Origin of the sequence: Streptomyces sp. NPDC018610 (assembly GCF_044391765.1) — a bacterium.
Taxonomy (GTDB): domain Bacteria; phylum Actinomycetota; class Actinomycetes; order Streptomycetales; family Streptomycetaceae; genus Streptomyces.
This window is the reverse complement of record NZ_JBISAL010000006.1, coordinates 248,733-269,114: the sequence shown is the minus strand read 5'-3', so window position 1 is coordinate 269,114 and position 20,382 is coordinate 248,733. Positions and strand designations below refer to the sequence as shown.

Here is a 20,382-nt window from a genome sequence, read left to right as displayed (position 1 = left end):
CACCACCGCGCGGGCCGGGGGCAGAGCCGCGGTCAGGGGCGGGACCAGGGACACGGTCAGGGGCGGGGACCGGGTCGGCGACGCCGGCCGGACTACCGTAGGCCTGCCGCGACCACCGTCCCGTACGGGAGAACCCCCACCGATGCCCCCGCCGCCCGCCTCGTCCTCGCCCTCGGCGCCCGCCGCCCCCGCCACGCCCGCGACCGTCACGGAGGAGCCCTCCGCGGCCGTCCCCGCCGAGGCGGTCGCTCCGCTGATGCGGGGCGTCACGGTGCTGCGGCGGCTGACGGAGGCCGGCGGGACGCTGAGCCCGAGCGCCCTCGAACGGGCCACCGGCCTCGCCCGCTCCACGGTGGACCGCGTCACGGCGACGCTCGCCCGCATGGGATACGTCCGCCTCGACGGCCGGGACGTCGTCCTCGCGCCCCGTCTGATGGAGCTGGGCAACGCCTATCTGGCCGCCCTGCGGCTGCCCGCCCTGCTCGACGCCCGCGCCGACGCCCTCGCCGACGAACTGGACGAGTCGGTGTCACTGGCGGTCGGCGACCGCGACGGCATCCGCTTCATCCACCAGGCGACCCGGCGGCGCGCGATGTCCCTGAGCTTCCGCATCGGCGACCTGCTCCCCGCCGAACGCACCGCGCCCGGGCCCCTGTTCGCGACCGAGTGGACCGAGGCGGACCGGCGGCGCCGGCGCGAGCGGCGGGCGGCCGACCCCGAGGACCGGGGCTTCCCGGCCGTGCCGCCCCGGGCGGCCTCGTCGCCGGACGACTTCGAGGAGCGGACCGCGCGGGCGGCCCGGGAGGGCTGGTCCCTGGACGACCAGCTGATCGAACCGGGCCTGGTGGCGGTCTCGGCGCCGGTACGGGAGCCGGGCCCGGCCGGCGAACCGGGCGCCGGCCGGATCGCCTGTGTGGCGAGCGTGGTGAGCCACACCAGCCGCCACACCGCCGAGAACCTGCGCGCCACCCTGCTCCCGCGCCTGCGCGAGACGGTCGCGGCGATGGAACGGGACCTGGCCGCGGCCCCGCCCCCCGCGCCGGCCGCGCCCCCCTGCGACCTGGCGACGTGGACGGCCGCCTCGAAGCAGGAACTGGGCCGCGAGTTCGTCGAGTCCCTCGCCCGCGGCCTGACGGTGCTGACCGCGTTCGGCGAGGACCGCCCGGCCCTGACCCTCACGGACGTCGCGAGGGCGACGGGCCTGGCCCGGGCGACCGCGCGCAGGGCCCTGATCACGTACGAGCACCTGGGCCTGGTCGCCACCGGACCCGGCCGCCGCTTCACCCTCACCCCCCGTGTGCTGTCCCTGGGCTTCCCGCCCCTGTCCCGCACCTCGCTCCCCCGGATCGCCCAGCCGCACCTGGAGGAACTGGCCGATCGCGTCCACGAGTCGGCGTCACTCGCGGTCCTCACGTCCTCCGGCGACGAGATCCAGTACACGGCGCGGGCCGCCACCAGCCGCATCATGAGCGTGAACTTCACCGTCGGCACCCGGCTCCCGGCCCACGCCACGGCCCTGGGCCGCGCGCTGACCGGCGCCACGACCGAGGACTACGCCCTCGTCGACGAGGAACTGGAGGAGGGACTGCGCGCCGTCGCGGTGCCGGTCCGCGACCGCTCGGGCCGGACGGTCGCGGCGGCGAACGTCGCGCTGCACGCGGCCCGGCACAGCAGGCAGGAGTGCGTGACGGAACTCCTGCCCGCGCTGCGCCGGGCGGTGGCGGCGATCGAGGCGGACCTCCACGTGGCGGCCCGCTTCACCCGCGTGGCGCCGGCCTGATCCGGGGCCGGCGCGCTCCCCTGACCGGGGTCCGGTGGCGCTCCCCCGGGGCGGGGCGCTGACGGCCTTCCGCCCTGGAGGCCGCGACGGACTCCCGCCCGGCGGGCCGCCGGTCACCAGCCGGGGTAGCGGTCCCACCAGTGCTCGTCCCAGCCCGGGGTGTACTCGGTGCCGCCGGGCCGCTCGGTGAGCTGGGCGACGAGGTCGCGGGCCAGCACGTCGAGCACCCAGGCCAGTTCGTGCCGGCTCACCAGACCGAGCGGCAGCGCCTCCGCGCCGTGCGCCGCTCCGAGCAGTGCTCCGGTCACGCAGGCCACCGAGTCCCCGTCCGGCGCCCCGGCGGCGAAGCGCAGCGCGGCCTCCACCTGGTCGCGCTCCGGGAAGGACGCGGCGACGTAGAGGCCGCCGAGCAGCGCCGAGGGGGCGGTGGGGTCCGGGGCGAGGCGGGCGAGGCGGCGCGCGTCGGCGGGGTGCTCCTCGGCCTGCCGCAGCGCCGCGGCGAGCGGGCCGGTCTCCTCGGTGGTCGCACCGGGGGCGGCGTCGGACAGGGCCCGGACGCCGTCCGCGAGGGCGTGCCGCACCCGCGCCGGCCCGCCGCTCGTCAGACAGTGCCCGGCCAGCACGGCCGCGTGGGCGGTGGCGGACTGGGCGGCGGGGTCGCCGTGGGTGAGAGCGGCGACCTCGCGGAGCGCCCGCGCCGCGTGTTCCGGCTCCCCGCCGGCGAAGACGACGGCGACGGGGAGCGTACGTGTGAGCGCGTGGCAGCCGCGGCTGGTCGTGGCCGGCCGCTCCACGGTGCCGTGCTCGATCCGGGACAGGGCGGCGACGGTCGCCGGCGCCGATCCGCGCCGCTGGGCGAGCACGGGCACGTGCGCGAGCCAGCCGTCGGGCCACGCCTTGTCGCCGTGCCCGGCCCAGCGCTCGCGCAGCCGTTCGGTCTCCAGACCTTGCAGGGCGGCCCACCGGCCATAGGCGTGCCACAGCACCCCCGGCGGGTGGCTGATGCCCTTGTGGTCGCCCCGGACCAGGGCGCGGATCGTGCCCTCGACGGTGAAGCAGGCCAGCTGGGTGCTGACCCCGGCCCGCAGCGTGCCCTCGGCCGGCAGCGCGCCCCGGGCCGCGCCCAGCGTGTCGCCCACGGCCAGCCCGAGCAGCAGCCCGCGCACCCGGGAGACGGCCCACTTATCCGTCGGGAATCCGGTCCGCGGCCGCGGATCAGGGGCCGGGGAAGCCTGCTCCTCGGCGGGGAACGTTCGCTCCTCCACGGGGAACGTCCGCTCCTTCCCGGCGGACGTCCGCTCCTTCCCGGCGGACGGGCGCTTCTCCCCCGGGGACGGGCTCGCCGACAATGTGCGCGCCGGGGCGGTCCCGGCGGGCCCGCTTCCGCCGGACGGGGGCGGGCTCGCCGCCAGCCGTACGGCGTCGTGGAGTTCGGCATGCGCGGTCAGCTGCCAGCCGTGCACCAGCACGTCCCGCAGGTCGGCCAGCGCGGACTCGCCGTCGGCGCCGGTGGCCAGGTGGCTGTAGAGGGCGGCGACGGCCGGGGTACGGCTCTGGCCCGCGGCGCAGTGGAGCAGGACCCGCTTGCCCTCCTGCCGCAGCCGCAGCACTTCCCGGGCGGCCTGGTCGAGGACGTAGTGGAGGTTGGCGTTGTCCCCGTCGCTGTCGACCAGCCAGACACGGACGTGCTCGGCGCCGGCGCCGGGCAGGACCGGGGCGGTGCCCATGCGGCACAACGACACCACGGCGTCGACGTCGACGGGTGCCTCGCCGTGGAGCAGGGCGAGGTTGCCCAGCAGCACGCCGGGGTCGTGCGGGTGGGGCACGGCGAAGCCGCGGGACGCGCCGGCCGGGGCGGGCACGCGGGCGGCCGAGGGCCAGCCGTCGCCGTCGTCCAGTCCGCCCCGGGCGGTGCGCACGGCCAGCCGGACCAGGTCGGGGCCGGTGAGACCGGGCCAGCCGTTCACCGCCCGCTGCCACCGCAGCGGTATGCCGGAGCAGCCCCAGCGCGCGCCGAGCAGGGCGCCGGCGATCGCCGCGACGGTGTCGGTGTCGTTCCCGGCCCGGACCGCCGCCTCCAGGGCGAGGCGCAGGTGCTGGGCGGGGAAAGCGCCCCGTGCGGGGTCGAGCTCGGGCACCGGGGTGCGGGTGACGGCCGACCAGGCGGCCTGGAGGGCGGTGACGACCCAGCCGTTGGGCGAGAAGTGGTGCGGGGGGTGGGCCTCGGCCTCGTCCAGCCGGTCCGCCCACAGCGCGCGGCGCTCGGCGGGAAGCAGCTCCAGACCGGCCCGTACGCCGTCGAAGGTCCCCTCCAGCACGGCGGTGCGGATGCCGGAGCACCACAGCACGCAGGCGTCGGCGCAGTCGGGGTCCGGGTGGGTGAGCGCGCTGACGGCGACGGCGGCCTCGGCCATCGCGGCCGTGTCGCCGAGGTGGGCGAGGGCGACGATCCCGGTGCGCATCAGCGAGCCGTTGCCGGCGCTCTGCGGGTGCCGGCCGGCGTAGTCGCGGGCGGCCTCCCGCATCGCGGCGCCCGCGGCCCCGGAGGCCCGGCCGGCGGCGTACAGGACGGCGCGGGTCTGGGCGCCGACGTCGCTGGCGCCGCCCTCCAGCCAGCGCCGGAAGTTGGCGGCCACGGCGTCGAGGGCCTCGGGGGCGCGCAGATCGGCGCCGGTCGCGGCGACCTCGGCGATGCACACCTGCATCTGGGTGTCGTCGGAGTACTCGCCGGGCGCGTACGGGCCGAGGCCTCCGCCGATCATCATCGGCTGCCGGTCGGGCCCCAGGGTCTCCTGGAACTCGTAGGGCACCCCCAGGGCGTCGCCCGAGGCCGCGCCGAGCAGTACTCCGGCGGCCCGGTCGGTGGCCCGCGCGTCCAGGCGGGGGTTCGGGATGCGTGCACTGGCCATGAAGGCCTCCCTACGGGGCGGGGCGCGCGGCGGGCGTGCCGACGGGTGGTGACGCGCGGGCGCCGCTTCGGCCGGGAGGGGCCGGGACGGCGTGGGCACGGCGGCGCGCCGAAGAATGATCTTCGGCGCCGACGCCGCGCCAGCTTGGCACGCACGCCGCCTTATCGTCAAGGAGACGATAGCTGGCCCGGGTGAGGCCGCCGCGGCCCCGTCGGACGGCGCCGCCGGCCCCCACCGGGAAGCCCCGGCGAGCGGGCTTCGCCGGGCGGTTCCGATCGGTGAGCATGTGGCGTCGGGCGCCGGACACGACGGCGCGCCGGCCCAACCACCGCCGACGGGCGTCGAGTTCACCGCGCCACGGACCCAGGGGCCCGCACCGCCCGACCGCTCCGCCGACCCGCCCCGCCCCGCCGGACCGCCCCGGCGAGGAAGCGGCCGGCGGTCCCGCGGACGCGGACCGCGCGCCGGCGCCCTCCGCGCGAGCACCACGAGACGAGGAAGAGAGCCGATGACGAACCGGCACATCACCTACGACCGCCTGCACAACTTCCGTGACCTGGGCGGTTACCGGACGAGCGAGGGCCGCACGGTCGCCTGGGGCGTCCTCTACCGCTCCGACTCCCTCGGCAAACTGCGGGGCGCCGACTGGGAGAAGTTCCTCGGACTGGGCATCCGCACGGTCATCGACCTGCGCTATCCCTGGGAGATCGAGGCGAAGGGTCGGGTCCCGGAGGCAGAGCGGTTCCACTACGTGAACCTGAGCATCGAGCACCGCCCCTACGACCAGGCGACGATCGACCCGGCCCTCGACCCCTGGCGCTACCTCGCGGACCGGTTCGCCGAGGTGACCGAGGACGGCGCGGACGAGATCCGCCAGGTCCTGGAGCGGATCGCCGAGGCCCCCAGCCCCGTCGTCCACCACTGCACCTCGGGCAAGGACCGCACCGGACTGATCAGCGCGCTGGTGCTCACCCTGCTCGACGTGCCCCGCGAGGACGTGCTCGCCGACTTCGCGCTGACCGAACTGGCCACCGAGCGCCTGATCGCCGACTGGCGCGCCGCCAACCCCGGGCGCGAGCTCAAGTGGCCCGGGTACGGGCGCGCACCCTCGGTCGTCATGGAACTGGTCCTGACCGACCTGGAGAAGCGGTACGGCTCCGTGCACGGCTACCTCAAGGACCGGGTCGGCCTGACGGACGCCACCACGGAGCACCTGCGCGCCCGACTGCTGACGGACGGCAGCAACTGACGTGCGCCTGGCCCCTGTTCACGCCCGAAGCGGCCGCGAGCCGGCACTCCGGATCACGCCGACGGCTTTCCCCGGCCCGCGAAACACCCGTGACGTCGACGAAACATCGAGCGGACGTGACAAAGGTCTCTGACGTTTAGTCAACTTGGGCCGTTCTGACTTGAGTTGGCTGACCTTGCACCGGACTGGGGGACTTGGCGGGCGAGGGGGCCCGGAACGCGGTATCCGTGGGGTCCGGGCATCCCCAATGGGGCGTCGAGGCCCGAAATCAAGCGCTTCGCAGCGGGTCCGACATGCTTTGCCGGATCCGCTTCCAACGTCTCCTTTGAACGCCTCGCACCCCCGCCAAAAGGGACATACGGTCGATCTTCGCCGCCCGGGTGAACTGCCGGGTAATTTGAAGGCAAAAGGATCTTGACGCCTCGTGCAGCCCGCGGTTAGGTTCTACGGCATGCCTTCGAAGGGGGCATAAAGAAACCGGGGGGTATCTTTTGAAGGGGACGCCGGCCGCGACAGGCCCGACGAGTTCCTGATTCTTCTGCGGAGTTCCCGCAGTTCCACCGATTCGCCCGTCCCGACGGGCTGAAATCGGCCGTCCGATTCGAGACGTCCGACCGATCTGCGCCGAATCACGACCAAGTCTTCGGCGATCCTCTGCGCATGCCCACGGCCTCGCGCAGGACTGCCGAGCGGGGTCCCCACTGCATGGACTCCGAGCGCGCCCGTCCAGGGCGACATTTGCAGCGAAAGGGGGTGAAGAACATGGAGAACGTCGACATCATCGAGCTCGAGGACGACATCGTCGAGTTCGAGTCCGCCGAGGACAACACGGCGAACGTGGCCAACGTCGCGAACGTGGCCAACGTGGCCAACGTCGCGAACGTGGCCAACGTGGCGAACGTCGCCAACGTGGCCAACGTGGCGAACGTCGCCAACGTGGCGAACGTCTGATGAGACCGGGTGGCGGGGCATCCACCCCGCCACCCCGTTTCCTCCGTACTAGAAAAGGCCGGCCCTGATGGCGGGAAGTCGGCGAGGCTCCCGCGGCCGTGTTGAAAGGTGAAAGCAGACTGTGGCGCGCTCAGTGATCGAAGAAAAGCTGCAATCGGCCCGCGTCCTGGCGGAGGCACTTGCCGCCGACGACAATGGATCAATTGATTCCATGTATATCGCGGGAAGCCTGACGGCAGGCCTCGGAAATCCCACGAGTGATGCCGACCTTTTCGTTCTCTACAATGACGAGTCCGCCATGGGCGACGACGTCACGCAATACAACGTGAACGGCCATCGGGTCGACGTGGAGCGTTACACGCTCGCGTTCGTCGAGGAAGCGGTGGACCTCATCACTTCCTTCGAACTGCGGCGCGACAACCTGACCGAACTCCACAAGCTGCCCGACAAGCTGGACTTCGTCTGCCGTCTGTACACCTCCGAGATCGTCGCCCCCTCGCCCTCCCTCGACGGCTTCAAGCAGCGTCTGGACGCCTCGATCGCCAACATCCGCCAGGTGGCGGTCAATTACTCGGCCATCGCGGTCAACGGCCACCTCGAGGACTTCCTCGGCGCCGCCGTCGACGGCGACTTCGAGACCGCGGCCCTCGTCGGCCAGGAGCTGACCGCCTACGCCGGCAAGGCCGTCACGGCGGCCTCCGGCGACCTGTACTACAGCAAGAAGTGGGTCTACAAGCAGCTCGACCGCACGCCCGTCGCGAACTTCCCGAAGGACACCTTCGTCGACTTCCAGCGCGGCACCTGGACCGGTCGGGGCCACCAGGCCGCCGAAGAGCTCGTCTTCTTCGTGCAGACCTGTGTCGCGGCGAGCCAGCTGCTCAGCCGCCAGGGAGTCTCCCTGGACGCCTGGCCGTGGGCCGCGCCGGCCGCGCCGGGCGCCGAGGGCCTGTGGCGCAACCCCTCGTACAACGTGCTCGGGCAGAGCGACGGGATCCTCCTGCACTGGGAGCTGCGCCGCCAGCTGATGCTGCGCGACCCCGCCGCCTTCGTCTGGGCGCTGTGCGACGGCCGCAGCCCGCAGGGCGTCGTCGACGCCGTGCAGCGGCTCGCCGAGCACGTCCCCGCGCTCAAGACCATGACTCCCGAGCGCATCGAGCGGCTGCTCGAGTCGCTGCGCTCGCGTGACCTCGTGGGCGGCGAACCGTACTCCGTCCTCGGCACCATCTGATCGGGCAGCGAGCCATGGCAGTGACGACCACCCAGCAGACCGCCGCGCGCCCGGCCGGCACCGAGGACCTGCTCGAAGCGGCCCAGTGGGCCGTCGAGCGACTCGGCGCGTCGGCGCACTACGTGCAGGCCTACGCGGAGCGCACCGTCGAGGTGCGCGTGGAGTGCCTCGACGGCGAGGTCCTCGCCACCTGCGTCGAGCCCCGCGAGGGACTCGCGTGCATGGTGCGCCAGGACGGCCGTTGGCGCCATCGGGCCTTCTCCGTCGCCGAACTGCCCTCGCTGCCCCAGTGGCTCGCGGCCGCCGACCCGTCCGCCACGGGGGACGCTCCCTCCTGGCAGCACGCCGCGGACCTGGGCTTCGAGCCCGTGGCCGCGCAGGAGTGGCTGGTCGGGAGCGCGGCCCCGGCCCACTCCCTGCGCACCATGGAGGACTTCACCCTCCGCAGCACCGCCGTCGTGGACACCGACGGCGTACGGTCGGCCACCACCTCCCGCTTCGTGCGGCGCCGGGTGGAGGCCACCGTCGTGGACGACGGGAACCGCTACCGCGGTCTCAGCCGCTGGCTGGAGCGCGGCGCCGGGTCCGGCACCGCCGACCGCGACGGCGTCCCGCGGGACGTGGCGCGGATCGCCGTGGAAAACGCGCACAACTCCGCGCGCGCCCGTCTCGGCGGCCGCCACCGCACTCCCGTGGTGTTCGGGCCGTCCGCCGCGGTCGGCCTGCTGCACGAGCTGATCGGCCACGCTCTGGAGGGCGACAACTTCGCCATGGGGAGCGACTACGTCGCGGGGCTCCGCAAGCCGGGCGCCGTCCCCGCCTCGGTGACGCTGTACGACGACGCCACCCTCGCCGACGGCTACGGCTCCTACGACATCGACGACGAGGGCGTCGCCGGCGGTGTCACCGTGCTGGTCTCCGGCGGGGAACTCGGCACCCCGCTCTCCAGCGTCCGTACCGCGCAGCGCCACGGCCACCGGCCCACCGGCAACGGCCGCCGCCGCGACTACCGCGCCCTGCCGCTGCCGCGCGCCAGCAACACGGTGGTGCCGCGCGGCGCCGACGACCCGCAGGCGCTCATGGCGCCGTCCGCCGAGGGGCTCCTGCACGTCGGCTGCCTGGGGGCCGGAATGATCGACCTCAGTACCGGAGAGTTCCACTTCGCCGCGCTGAACTGCGCCTACGTCACACCCGACGGCCACCGGGTCCCCGTACGCGACGTCAGCCTCTTCGGCGACGCCCTCCAGACCCTCGCCCGCGTGGAGGGCATCGGCACGGACTTCGGCGGCGACAGCGTCACCTGCGGCAAGCAGGGCCAGATGATCGGCATCGGCCTGTTCTCCCCCTCGATGCGTTTCTCCGCACTGGATTGGAGCGCGGCGTGAGAACCCTCCAGCACCGCACCGGTCAGGCCGTCGCCGTGACCGAGGCCGTCCGGTCGGCCCTGCGTCCCGAGGAGAGCGCGGCGACGTTCCTGGAGCGCACGGCCCGGCGCCGGCTGGTCTGCGACGCCGCCGGCAAGAAGCAACTCCACGTGGACGAACCGGCGTTCGGCGGCTTCGTCCGCATGCGGCAAGGCGACCGGGAGCTGTACCTGAACGCCAACCGGCTCACCGGGCCGACCGCGGCCAGGCTGCTGGCGACGGGGCGCCCCCTGTTCCGCCTGGGCAGCGCCGCGGTGGCCGGCGAGCGTGCGCACGCCCACCGGTCCGCACAGTCCGGCGACGACGGCTGGCACACCACAGGCGACCGCCTCGACATGGCCGACGCGGCCTCCCGCACCGGCGAGCTGATGGCGGCCGTCGGCGCCCACCTGCGCCCCGGCCAGAGCGTCGCGGGGCTGCATGTGAGCGACATCCTGCGCGAGTCCGTCTTCGCGGACAGCAGCGGGACCCGTCTGAAGGACCAGTGCTACGGAGTCGAACTGACCGCGGTCGTCATCGACGACGCCGGCTCGCGCATGGTGTCCGCCACGCGCTACGCCACCACGCTCGACGAGATCGACCTGGCCGGGCTGGGCCGCGAACTGAGCCTGATCCACTCGGGCATGGGCCCCGGCGAGCGGAACCTCGACCACGACCGCGTCGTGTTCACCCCGTCCGCCGCCGCACAGCTGCTGCGCGCCCTGGCGAACACCGTCCTGCTCAACCCCGTCGCCGACCCCGCGCCGCTGACCACCTCCCTGGTGGACGACGCCACCTGCCCGCAGGGCTACGGCGCCCGCTCCTTCGACTGCGAGGGCACGGCGACCGGCACCACGGAGATGGTCGGCCGCGACGGGCGGCAGCGCCCCCTGGCCACCCGGACGGTGGCCCTGGCGGACGACGGCCCCCGGGCGGCCGCGCCCCTGACCGGCCACGCCTCGTGGAACCCGCTGAAGAACTTCCCGCAGATGACGGCCGGCAACGTCCGGCTGACCCCCACACCGGCGACCACCGCCGACACGCTCCTGGCCGGCGAACGCCGCGTCGTCGTGGACGCCCGCACCCTGGGCGTCGAGGAGTTCCGCTCCGGCGGACAGCTCGCGTTCCGCCTCCTGACCGCCCGCACCGTGGACGGCGTACCGCAGGAGGCCTGCGCGCCGATGTCCGTCGAGGGTTCGGCGATCGACTTCCTGGCCTCGGTCACGGCCGTCGGCGACACCGTGTCCTACTTCCCCGGCCAGATCTCCGCGGGCGGCGCCTACCTGGAGATGGACATCACCCGGATCACCCCGAAAGCAGTTGGATCATGACCCAGACCAGTGGCGGGCTCGAAGCCCACGGGCTCGTACGCGAGTTCACGGCCAAGGACGGCTCCGTGCGACGAGCGGTCGACGACGTCACGCTGGTCGTCCGACCCGGCGAACTCGTCTCCGTGCTCGGCCCCAACGGGGCCGGCAAGACCACCACGGTCAAGATGCTGACCGGCCTGCTGCTGCCGACCGCCGGCCAGGTGCTCATCGACGGGCACGACGTGGTGCGTGCCCGCCGCCGCGCCGCCATGGCCTGCGGCTTCAGCCTCGGCGGCGACACCGGCCTGTACCCGCGGCTGTCGGCCGTCCAGAACCTGGAGTTCTTCGGCCTCATGTACGGCCTGCGCGGCGCCCGCCTCGCGCAGCGCACACGGGAGCTGCTGGCGGAGGTCGACCTCTCCGACCGCTCCGACGACCTCGTGGGCTCCTTCTCGCGCGGCATGAAGCAGCGGCTCCACCTCGCCCGCGCACTGCTCCACGAGCCGTCCGTCCTCATCCTCGACGAGCCCTCCGCGGGCCTCGACCCCCAGTCCGCCGCCACGATGCGCGCCCTCGTCGCCCGCCTGACGGGCGAGGGCCGGAGCATCCTGCTGACCACGCACGACATGCGCGAGGCCGAGGAGCTCAGCAACCGCATCGTGCTGATGAAGGGCGGCCGGATCCACGTGGAGTCCACGGCCGGCGAGCTGCGGCTGAGCGCGGCGAACCGGCTCGGCCACGTCGTCAACGCCGTCTTCGACGCCGCCCAGGCCCCCGACGCCGTCAAGGACTGCCCCGGCATCCTGCGCGTGGAGCACGACGGCTCCGCCGTCACCCTGCGCGTCTCCGACGGCGCGGCCGCCGTGCAGTGGCTGCTGGCCACCTTCCCCGGCCGGACCACCAGCGTCGCCGTCACGCCGCCGACCCTGGAAGAGGTCTTCCTCGACATGGTGGCCGCGTCATGACGGGCGTACGTACCGACGCCGCGCCCGCGGCGCGGAGCCGGGGCGGCCGGACCGGCTCCGGAGCCACCTTCGCGCGGGCGATCGTGGACCAGCTGAGGATGCACGCGACGAGCCCCATGGCCATCTTCTCCACGCTCGCGATGCCCTGCGTCTTCGCCTTCGTCATCCACGCCAACGCCACGAGCGGCTTCTCGCACGACACCACCGGCGACATGGCCGTCGGCTCGGCGGGCATCGGCATGCTCGACTCGATCATCGTGCTGGTCCTGTTCAGCATGCTCGGCGAGAAACAGTGGAAGACGCTGAACGCCGCGCTGGGGAGCCCCGGCGGACTCGTCCCGGTGGTCCTCGGCAGGCTGACCGGAACCGCCCTCCAGTCGCTCACCGCGCTGCCCGGCACGCTGATCGTCCTCGGTCTGCTGTTCGGCATCGACGGATCCTTCGACTGGGTCCGCTGGCTCGTCGGCGGTGTCCTCCTCGCCTTCGCCACCGCCTCCGTGATCGGGCTGCTCGGCTTCGCCGTCCTGCGCTTCCCCTTCTCGGCGGGCATGACCAACGGGCTCACCGGACTGATCATGGCGCTCAGCGCCCTGATCGTGCCCCAGTCGGCCCTGCCGGCCCCCGTACGGAAGCTCGCCCTGATCATGCCGCAGTCCCACGTCATGGCCTGGATCCGCGGCGCCGGACCGGAACGGCTGCTCGCGGCGGTGCTCCTCACCGGCTTCTTCTGCGCCCTGGTCGTCCTCGCCGTCCACCGGCTCGAGAACACCGTGCGCCGTACCGCCCTCCCCCTGGAGGCCTGACCCATGCGGACTTCCACCCCGGACTCCGGACCCGGTGCGGCGCGTGCCGCGCTGCGCGGCGCGACACTGTCCTACCGAGCCCTGTTCACCTGGTTCAACCCGCTGGGCTACCTCAGCTCGCGCATCGTGCGCCCCATCGGCATGGCCATCGCCTTCACCTCCCTGGCGACCCACTACGGCGCCGGAGCCTCCCGCATGCTGATCGCCTCCAGCCTGTTGGCCGGCGCGGGTGCCGTCGTGTACGGGATGGCGCTGTCGATCGGCAACGAGCGCTCCTTCAACACGCTCGGCATCTGGCTCGCCTCCCCCCAGAACAAGGTCGCCGCGGCCTGCCAGCGCGCCCTGCCGCACGTCGTCGACGGCTTCGTCGGCGGCCTGTGCACCTACCTGGTGTGCTGCCTGCTGTACACGACGATGCCGATCGGCATCGGGCAGTACGCCGCGCTGCTGGCCGTCGGCGTGCTGACGACCGCGGGGTTCGGGCTGACCCTTTCGGCCCTCGCCCTGCTCATCGAGGACCTGTTCGTCGGCCCCAACATGGCCGAACTCGTCCTCATGGTCCTGTCAGGGACTCTGGTGCCCCACAACCGGCTCCCTGCCTTCCTGAGACCGCTGGGCGACGTGATGCCGCTCAGCCATGTGATGCAGGCCGTCGACGGCCTCCTCGCCGGCCGGACGCGCAGCGCGCCCCTGATCGTCGAACTGGCGGTCGGCGCCGCCTGGGCCCTCGCCGGTGTGCTCTTCGTGCACCTGGCCGCCCGTCGGGCGACCGCCCGCGTCGCGCTCGGCAACGCCTGAACAGCCCCGGATAGAGAAAGAAGACAAGTGAGCAACAGCCTGGCATCCACCTGGTCCGCGAACGCCTGGATCGACCCGCGCGGCACCTTCTCCGGTCCGGTACAGCACAAGGACGGCCTGATCACCCCCGGCTCGCTGACGGCCGCCCCGCTCGGGGAGAACGAGCCCTACCTGGTTCCCTCGCTCCCCGTCGAGGTGCACTGCCACGGCCTGGGCAGCGTCGACTTCTCCAACTTCGCGGAGATCGACCTCTTCGAGGTCGACAAGCACGCCGCCTCCGAAGGCCTGCTGTGCATCCCGACGCTCTACCTGCGTCAGGAACGCCTCGACGGATTCGTCGAGTTCATGCGGGGCTTCGCCGCGCTGAAGGCCGACGGCAAGCTGCCCTTCGTCCCGGCCATCGCGCTGGAGGGCCCGCTCGTCGCCAGCTTCGGCGGCACCCCGGCCAGCTCGGTGTGGGCCCCCTCCAAGGAGGAGTGGGAGAAGCTCGCCGGCTGCGGTCCGCTGGGCCTGGTGTACATCATGCTGTCGCCGGACGCCCTGCAGTCCAGCTCCTACCTGGCCGCGCAGTTCACCCCGGACCACCCGTCCCTGGAGTGGATCGTCACCCGGCTCGTCGAGAACGGCGTCCGGCCCGCGCTCGGCCACTTCGCCAAGGAGGACCCGCAGCTCGGCGCCGACTGCATCGACGAGGTCCTGGCCGCGGCCGAGGCCGCCGAGTGCCCGCACGACGGCGTCCGGGTCGTCACCGACCACCTCTTCAACGAGATGCCGCTGCTGATCAAGCACGCGTTCCGCACGTCCAAGGCGCGCGCCAACCGTGACGCGCTGCTGGCCGGTTACGACCTCCCGTCGTGGAACCTGGCCGACCTGCACGAGCAGGTCGGGCCCGTGCCCGCCGCCATCATGCGCGGCGCCCACGCCGGCCGCATCGCCGCCTGCCTCAACTTCGACGGCGAGCACGTCGACTTCGCCATCGCCAAGCGGGCGATCGAGATCGTCGGCCCGCAGAACATGATGCTGATGACGGACCGCAGCGACGTCGCCCGGCTCGCCGGCCAGGACCTGCACCAGGAGCCCGGCAGCGACCTGTGGTACCAGGAGCAGGGAGTGGTCGCCGCCGGCACCCAGCCCATCGACCAGCAGATCGCGAACGTCCGCGCGCTGGGCGTCCCCGAGGCCGACATCTGGCACCTGGTCTCGTTCACCGCGTACCGCACGTTCTTCCCGGAGCTGGACCTCGCCGCGGACCGGTTCGGCAAGGGCTGCCACGTCGACTCCGAGCGGCAGCGCCGCGCCCTCATCTGAGCGCGCCCGCAGGAGAAACGAAGCGAAGAGAGGAGCACTGGAATGGAGACGCAGCGTCCCGCCGAGCGCCCCCACGACATACCGTACGGCCTGCTGGCCGCTGTCACACGGTCGTCCGTCAAGGCGCACCTGTTCGGTACGGACACCTACACGCGGGAAGCCGCCTGGACGTTCGGCGACCACCCCGCCGCCCTGCTGCGCACCGCCCTCTGCGTCCTCAAGCCCGATGCCGCCGTGGGGCGGCGCTACGGCGCCGCCCTCCAGGCGCTGCGGGACAACGGCTTCCGTCCCGTCGACGCTCTGCGCTTCCGGCACAACCGGCTGACCATCCGCGAGACCTGGCGCTTCCAGCTCAACTTCGCCGACCGCGAGCGCATCGCCACCATGGAGCTGTACCTCCGCTCCCTCGACTGCGTCCTGCTCGTCCTGCACGACGAGCACCACCGGCCCGGCGGCGTGCCGGGCTCCGTCCGGCTCGCCTCCCTCAAGGGCCCCGCGACCGCCGAACTGCGCCGGCCGGAGCACCTGCGGGAGCGACTGGGCGCGCTCAACGGACTGTTCAACTTCGTGCACACCACCGACGAGCCCATCGACGTGATGCGCGACCTCGGGCTGCTGCTCGAGACCGAGCGCCGCGAACTCGTACGCGACCGCGTCCTGTCCGGTCACGACGCGTCCGACGAGGTGACCCGGCTGCGCCAGGAGGTCGAGGAGTCGGTCGCCCCGCACGACCTCGACCCCGAGCGCAGCTGGCGGCGGCTGGCCGAGTCCGGCTCCCCCGCCGGCGCGCTCGCCCGCGTGCGGGCCCGGGGGTCCGACGTCACCGCCGCCGAGCTGCTCGGTGCGGCCCACCATCCGGACGCCGACCCCGGCGACCTGTGGGACCTGCTGTCGGTGCTGACCGCGACCGTGCGCTTCAACACCCCCGGCATCGAGCGCATCTTCCCCAACGTGCTGCTCAGCGCCTGGCAGGACCAGGCATGAGCGACGGCAACGTCTGCGTGTGCTACCAGGTCCCCGAGGACGTGATCGTCGGCTGGATCCGCCGGGGCGTGAAGACCGTCGAGGGCCTGGGCGAGCGCTGCGACGCCGGGCAGGGCTGCGGCGACTGCCGCGAGATGCTGGAGGAGCTGATCGAGGACTTCGGCGACGAGACCGAAGACGACGTGGTCCCGGCGGTGAGCTGTGCACAGCGGTGACGAGGAGATCACCCGGTTCTGGCGCACCACGCTCACCGCGGCGGCCGAGCTGCCCCTCGACGTGCGGCTGACCGAGCAGCGCACCCCGCTGGCCGGGGCGGTCGCCTACGACCTGTCCTTCGCCGGGGCGCACGGCCACCGCGTCTCGGCCTGGCTGATCCTGCCCGGGCGCGGTGCCGACGACGGCCCCCGGCCGTGCACCGTCCAGTTCCTCGGCTACGGCGAAGGCCGCGGCCACGTCCTGGACAGCCTCCTGTGGCCGGCGCTCGGCTACGCCACGCTCGTCGTCGACACCCGCGGCCAGAGCGGCGCCGGCGGCCGCGCGGGCGCCACCCCGGACCCCGTCGGCCTCACGCACCCCCAGGTGCCCGGCTTCACCACGCGCGGCATCCTCGACCCCGACACGTACTACTACCGGGACGCGTACGTCGACGCGGTGCGCGCCGTCGCCGTCGCGGCCGGGCATCCCGCGGTGGACGCCGGACGCGTCGCGACCACCGGGTGCAGCCAGGGCGGACAGCTGGCCCTGGCCGCCGCCGTCCTCGCCCCCCAGGTCGCCGCCGCGCTCGTCGAGTCGCCCTTCCTCGCCGCGGTCCCGGAGCTGACCCGGCTCCCCGACCGGCAGCCCTACCGGGAGCTGCTGCGCTTCGCCGAGTTCTACCCGGACCTCGCGCCGCGCGCCTCGCGCACCCTCGGCCTCTTCGACGTCGCGGAGCTGGCCGCGTACGGGCGCTGCCCCGCGCTGTTCTCCGTGGCCGGCCGGGACCAGCGCTGCGCGCCGGAGACCGGCTACGCCGCGCACGCCCGCTATCCGGCGCCCAAACGGCTCCTGACCTGGCCGCTGGCCGAGCACGCCGCCCCCAACACCCCGCTCCGTCTCGCCGAGGCGGAGTTCCTGGCTGACGTCTTCGAGCAGGCCGCCCCACTCGCCCCCGCGTTCTGGCAGGAAGGACACGCCCCATGAGACGCCTGCATCCGGACAGCCCGCCCGTCGCGCGGCTGACCGAGATACCCGCCGACATCCTCGACACCGTCACCTGGTCGGAGCGCAAGGCCGATCTCTACGCGGTCGACCAGTACCTGCGCGAGGCGGTCTGGAGCTTCGGGGACATCGTCGAGCAGATGCTCGGCATCGCGGTGTGCATGCTCAAGCCCGAGGCGACCACCGGACGCAGGCTGCGGCCCGCGCTGCGCATCTTGAGGGAGGCGGGCTTCCATCCCGTCGACGCGGTGCGCTTCCGGCACGACCGCCTGACCATCCGGGAGGTGTGGCGCTACCAGTTCAACATCGCGAGCCGCCACCGGATCGAGGCGATGGACGTCATCCTCCCCAGCACCGAGACGGTGGCGCTGGTCCTGAGGGACGAGCACTGGCGGCCGGGGGCCGTACCCGCCGCCGTACGGCTCAACTCCCTGAAGGGACCGGCCGATCCGAGCCTGCGCAAGCCCGAGCACCTGCGTCACCAACTGGGCGTCGTGAACGGGCTGTTCAACTTCACCCACATCTCGGACGAGCCCGCCGACGTGCTGCGCGAGCTCGCCGTCGTCTGCGACGAGCCGCGGCGCGCGCTGATCCGCCGCCGCGTCCTGGAGAGCCACGACGCCCGCCCCGACGCCCTGGACATCTTCCAGGAGCTGGAGCTGCGGCACCCGGAGCACGACTTCGACCTGGAGGCCAGCTGGAGCCGGCTCGCCGCGGCCCCCGGGCCCCTCGGGGAGGCGGGGAGGCGGCGTCCCGGTCTGGAGGAGATGCTCCACCTCACCCGGCGCACCCCGCTGGACAGCGACCACCGCTGGGACCTGCTGACCGTGGTCACCCACCTGCTGACCGAGATCAGCATCGACGGCGTGACCCCCTGCGTCCCCAACGTCACCGAGGCGTGGGCGCCGGGCCGGCTGGACGGGGTCACCTCATGACCGCCGTGCTCGCCACGCTCAACCTCGCGGTGGAGCGACGGGGCCCCTGGACCAACGTGGGCCGCAGCGGCATCGACAAGCGGCCCGTCGACCACCGGGTCATGGCCCGCCACTGGGGCCTCGAGGGCGACCTGATCGCCGACAAGCGCGTTCACGGCGGACCCGACAAGGCGGTGTACGCCTTCGCCCGCGAGGACGCCGCCTTCTGGGAGGAGGAACTCGGCCGTGAGTGCGCCCCGGGTAACTTCGGCGAGAACTTCTCGACCCTCGGCGTGGACATCACCGGGGCCGAGGTCGGGGAGCAGTGGGCCGTCGGCGACGCGGTCTTCGAGGTCATCCGGGCCCGCAAGCCCTGCCGTGTCTTCGCCGGCTTCTGGGACGTCCCGGACCTGGTCAAGCGCTTCATCGCGCACGGCGCCCCGGGCGCGTACCTGCGCGTGCTGAAGGAGGGAACCGTCGGGGCCGGGGATCCCGTCGAGATCATCGAACGGCCCGGCCACGGGGTGACCATCGGTTACATGCTCAGGGCCCTGACCACCGAGCCGCACCTGATGCCCCGCTTCCTCGACGCCCCGCAGATGCTCCCCAAACACCACGAGAAGGCCCGCAAGTGGCTGGCCACACACCCTCAGGAGGCTCCCGCCCCATGACGACCACAGCGTCACCCCTGATCGACCCCGCCCGGCTCGCCGCCCTGGACTGGTCCGACATGCCCGCCCTCCACCGCCCGATGGAGGAGCTCCTCGAGGAGCTGGTGACACACCCCACCTGGCTCAACGACGCCTTCGACCACGTCCTGGCCACTCCCGAGCTGCTCAACCAGTGCGAGCGGCTGCAGGAGCTGGACCGCGTCGTCCTGGTCAACGACAAGGCCAGCGACGTACGGGTCCGCCTGCACGTCTTCACCGGCAGCGACTTCGACCGCCCGCACAACCACCGCTGGAGCTTCGGCTCCCGCATCCTGCACGGCAGCTACCAGCACCACCTCTTCGGCGACTACGAGGAGCTGGACACCGGCACCCGCATCGGCTCCCCGGCCCTGGTGCGCGACGAGGTCGCCGGCTCGGGCTACGTGATCCGCCACACGATGGTGCACACCGTCAGCTCGGCCCCCGACACCACGTCCCTGATCGTCCGCGGCCCCTCCGAGAAGAACCGCTTCGTCGTGATGAACCGCGACACCGGCGAGGCCTGGTGGCAGTACGGCCAGAAGGACGAGAAGCCCGAGGACCAGGCCCAGCGCCGGCTCGGCGCCGAGCGCGTCGAGGAGATCCGGCGCCTGCTGATCGACCAGGGCTGCATCCGTTGACCGGGACCGCCGCCGCCACCGAGCCGATCGAGCTCGTGGTCTTCGACTGCGACGGCGTCCTCGTCGACAGCGAGCCGATCGCCGTACGGACGCACGTCGCCCTCGGCGCCGAACTGGGCTGGCCGCTGAGCGAGTCCGACGTGATGAACCGCTTCGTCGGCCGCTCGACCACCTCGATCGGCGAACAGATCGCCGAGCGCCTCGGCGAGGAGACCGCGCGGATCTGGGACAAGCGGTTCCGGGACATGCACGCCAAGGCGGTGGACGAGAGCCTGACGCCGGTCGACGGCATCGTCGAGGCCCTGGACGGCCTCGAGGCGGCGGGCCTCGGAGCACGGCAGTGGTGCATCGCCTCCAGCGGCAGCCACGACAAGATGCGCCACACCCTCGGACGGGTCGGGCTCTACGAGAGGTTCGAGGGGCGCGTCTTCAGCGCCCACGAGGTCGAGCGGGGCAAGCCCGCACCCGACCTCTTCCTGCACGCGGCACGGCGGATGGGCGTCGATCCCTCCCGCTGCGCCGTGGTGGAGGACAGCAGGTTCGGCGTCCAGGCGGCCACCGCCGCCGGGATGCGCTCGTTCGGGTACGCGGGAGGTCTCACTCCGGCCGACTGGCTCACGGGCCCGACGACGGTCGTCTTCACCGACATGCGCCGGCTGCCGTCCCTGGTCACGGCGCACGGACGACGGGAGGTGACCGATGCCGCTGGAGATCGAGCGCAAGTTCCTGCTGAAGGGTGACACCGTGCCGCCCGCCGTGGCGACCGAGCCCATCGAGCAGGGCTACATCGCCGTCACCGACGACGGGACCGAGGTACGCCTGCGCCGCATCGCGGGCCAGTGCGTCCTCGGGATCAAGCGCGGCATCAGCGGGCTGTCCCGTGTGGAAGTGGAACTCGACCTCAGCGACGCCCAGTTCGAGGAACTGTGGCCCGCGACGGCCGGCGCCCGGCTGGTGAAGACCCGCCATTCGGTGCGCCTCCACGACACCCTGGCGTACGTCGATGTGTACGCGCAGGGTCTGTCCGGCCTGCGCACCGTCGAAGTGGAGTTCCCCTCCGAGGAGTCGGCCCGTGCCTTCACGCCGCCGGACTGGTTCGGCCCCGAGATAACCGGCGCCCAGGAGTACAAGAACCGCCACCTCGCGACCCAGGGCATCCCCGACACCGTCTCCTGACCCCAGGGCCTCCACCCGCCCCACCGGGCCGTCGGTCGGCCCACCGGTCCGCCGGCCCGACCCCTCCGGGCCGTCGA

19 protein-coding genes are annotated in these 20,382 nt (G+C 73.2%); 18 read left to right on the top strand and 1 reads right to left on the bottom strand.

All coding sequences use genetic code 11. The annotated features are described in order from the left end of the window. Positions 1-142 precede the first annotated feature (142 nt). Entirely contained in the window at positions 143-1,780 is a 1,638-nt protein-coding gene (locus ACH5A8_RS17675; RefSeq protein ID WP_399002865.1) for a helix-turn-helix domain-containing protein, read from the top strand. A 113-nt stretch (positions 1,781-1,893) separates the two neighbouring features. Here the strand turns inward: ACH5A8_RS17675 and ACH5A8_RS17670 are convergent, their stop codons facing one another. Further along, on the bottom strand, positions 1,894-4,689 hold the full coding sequence (locus tag ACH5A8_RS17670; RefSeq protein ID WP_399002863.1) for an ADP-ribosylglycohydrolase family protein: 2,796 nt from the start codon (positions 4,687-4,689) through the stop codon (positions 1,894-1,896). Positions 4,690-5,197: 508 nt separating this feature from the next. On the opposite strand from ACH5A8_RS17670, the gene ACH5A8_RS17665 reads away from it, so the two are divergent. The 17 genes from ACH5A8_RS17665 (at position 5,198) to ACH5A8_RS17585 (ending at position 20,305) form a co-directional block, all read left to right on the top strand. Further along, positions 5,198-5,938 carry a tyrosine-protein phosphatase gene (locus ACH5A8_RS17665; protein ID WP_399002861.1) on the top strand — a complete coding sequence of 247 codons (741 nt, stop codon included), beginning with the start codon at positions 5,198-5,200 and terminating at the stop codon, positions 5,936-5,938. A 762-nt stretch (positions 5,939-6,700) separates the two neighbouring features. Then, positions 6,701-6,889 (top strand): hypothetical protein, encoded by a 189-nt coding sequence (locus ACH5A8_RS17660; protein ID WP_399002859.1) that lies wholly within the window; start codon positions 6,701-6,703, stop codon positions 6,887-6,889. 121 nt (positions 6,890-7,010) lie between these two features. Further along, the gene (locus ACH5A8_RS17655; protein ID WP_399002857.1) at positions 7,011-8,117 is read left to right on the top strand and encodes a PqqD family protein; all 1,107 of its coding nucleotides are present in this window, start codon (positions 7,011-7,013) and stop codon (positions 8,115-8,117) included. Positions 8,118-8,131: 14 nt separating this feature from the next. Next, positions 8,132-9,502, top strand: a complete 1,371-nt coding sequence (locus ACH5A8_RS17650; RefSeq protein WP_399002855.1) for a TldD/PmbA family protein — start codon at positions 8,132-8,134, stop codon at positions 9,500-9,502. Then, positions 9,499-10,851 (top strand): metallopeptidase TldD-related protein, encoded by a 1,353-nt coding sequence (locus ACH5A8_RS17645; RefSeq protein ID WP_399002853.1) that lies wholly within the window; start codon positions 9,499-9,501, stop codon positions 10,849-10,851. The genes ACH5A8_RS17650 and ACH5A8_RS17645 overlap by 4 nt, the downstream gene beginning before the upstream one ends. Beyond that, entirely contained in the window at positions 10,848-11,795 is a 948-nt protein-coding gene (locus tag ACH5A8_RS17640) for an ATP-binding cassette domain-containing protein (RefSeq protein ID WP_399002851.1), read from the top strand. The genes ACH5A8_RS17645 and ACH5A8_RS17640 overlap by 4 nt, the downstream gene beginning before the upstream one ends. Beyond that, positions 11,792-12,598, top strand: a complete 807-nt coding sequence (locus ACH5A8_RS17635; protein WP_399002849.1) for a hypothetical protein — start codon at positions 11,792-11,794, stop codon at positions 12,596-12,598. The genes ACH5A8_RS17640 and ACH5A8_RS17635 overlap by 4 nt, the downstream gene beginning before the upstream one ends. 3 nt (positions 12,599-12,601) lie before the next feature. Further along, complete coding sequence (locus ACH5A8_RS17630) at positions 12,602-13,396, top strand: ABC transporter permease (RefSeq protein ID WP_399002847.1); 795 nt, start codon at positions 12,602-12,604, stop codon at positions 13,394-13,396. Positions 13,397-13,423: 27 nt separating this feature from the next. Beyond that, positions 13,424-14,704: a hypothetical protein gene (locus tag ACH5A8_RS17625; RefSeq protein ID WP_399002845.1), complete on the top strand. Its 1,281-nt coding sequence runs from the start codon at positions 13,424-13,426 to the stop codon at positions 14,702-14,704. Positions 14,705-14,746: 42 nt separating this feature from the next. Next, positions 14,747-15,688, top strand: a complete 942-nt coding sequence (locus ACH5A8_RS17620) for a hypothetical protein (protein ID WP_399002843.1) — start codon at positions 14,747-14,749, stop codon at positions 15,686-15,688. Then, complete coding sequence (locus ACH5A8_RS17615; protein WP_399002841.1) at positions 15,685-15,903, top strand: (2Fe-2S)-binding protein; 219 nt, start codon at positions 15,685-15,687, stop codon at positions 15,901-15,903. Before ACH5A8_RS17620 ends, ACH5A8_RS17615 begins: the two co-directional genes overlap by 4 nt. Next, positions 15,890-16,867, top strand: coding sequence for an acetylxylan esterase (locus ACH5A8_RS17610; protein WP_399002839.1), 978 nt, complete (start codon positions 15,890-15,892; stop codon positions 16,865-16,867). Before ACH5A8_RS17615 ends, ACH5A8_RS17610 begins: the two co-directional genes overlap by 14 nt. After that, complete coding sequence (locus ACH5A8_RS17605; protein WP_399002837.1) at positions 16,864-17,820, top strand: hypothetical protein; 957 nt, start codon at positions 16,864-16,866, stop codon at positions 17,818-17,820. The genes ACH5A8_RS17610 and ACH5A8_RS17605 overlap by 4 nt, the downstream gene beginning before the upstream one ends. Beyond that, positions 17,817-18,470, top strand: a complete 654-nt coding sequence (locus ACH5A8_RS17600) for an MOSC domain-containing protein (protein WP_399002835.1) — start codon at positions 17,817-17,819, stop codon at positions 18,468-18,470. Before ACH5A8_RS17605 ends, ACH5A8_RS17600 begins: the two co-directional genes overlap by 4 nt. Continuing rightward, the gene (locus tag ACH5A8_RS17595) at positions 18,467-19,129 is read left to right on the top strand and encodes a hypothetical protein (protein ID WP_399002834.1); all 663 of its coding nucleotides are present in this window, start codon (positions 18,467-18,469) and stop codon (positions 19,127-19,129) included. Before ACH5A8_RS17600 ends, ACH5A8_RS17595 begins: the two co-directional genes overlap by 4 nt. Beyond that, entirely contained in the window at positions 19,126-19,869 is a 744-nt protein-coding gene (locus ACH5A8_RS17590; RefSeq protein ID WP_399002832.1) for an HAD family hydrolase, read from the top strand. The genes ACH5A8_RS17595 and ACH5A8_RS17590 overlap by 4 nt, the downstream gene beginning before the upstream one ends. Next, positions 19,829-20,305 (top strand): adenylate cyclase, encoded by a 477-nt coding sequence (locus tag ACH5A8_RS17585; RefSeq protein WP_399002830.1) that lies wholly within the window; start codon positions 19,829-19,831, stop codon positions 20,303-20,305. The genes ACH5A8_RS17590 and ACH5A8_RS17585 overlap by 41 nt, the downstream gene beginning before the upstream one ends. Positions 20,306-20,382 lie beyond the last annotated feature (77 nt).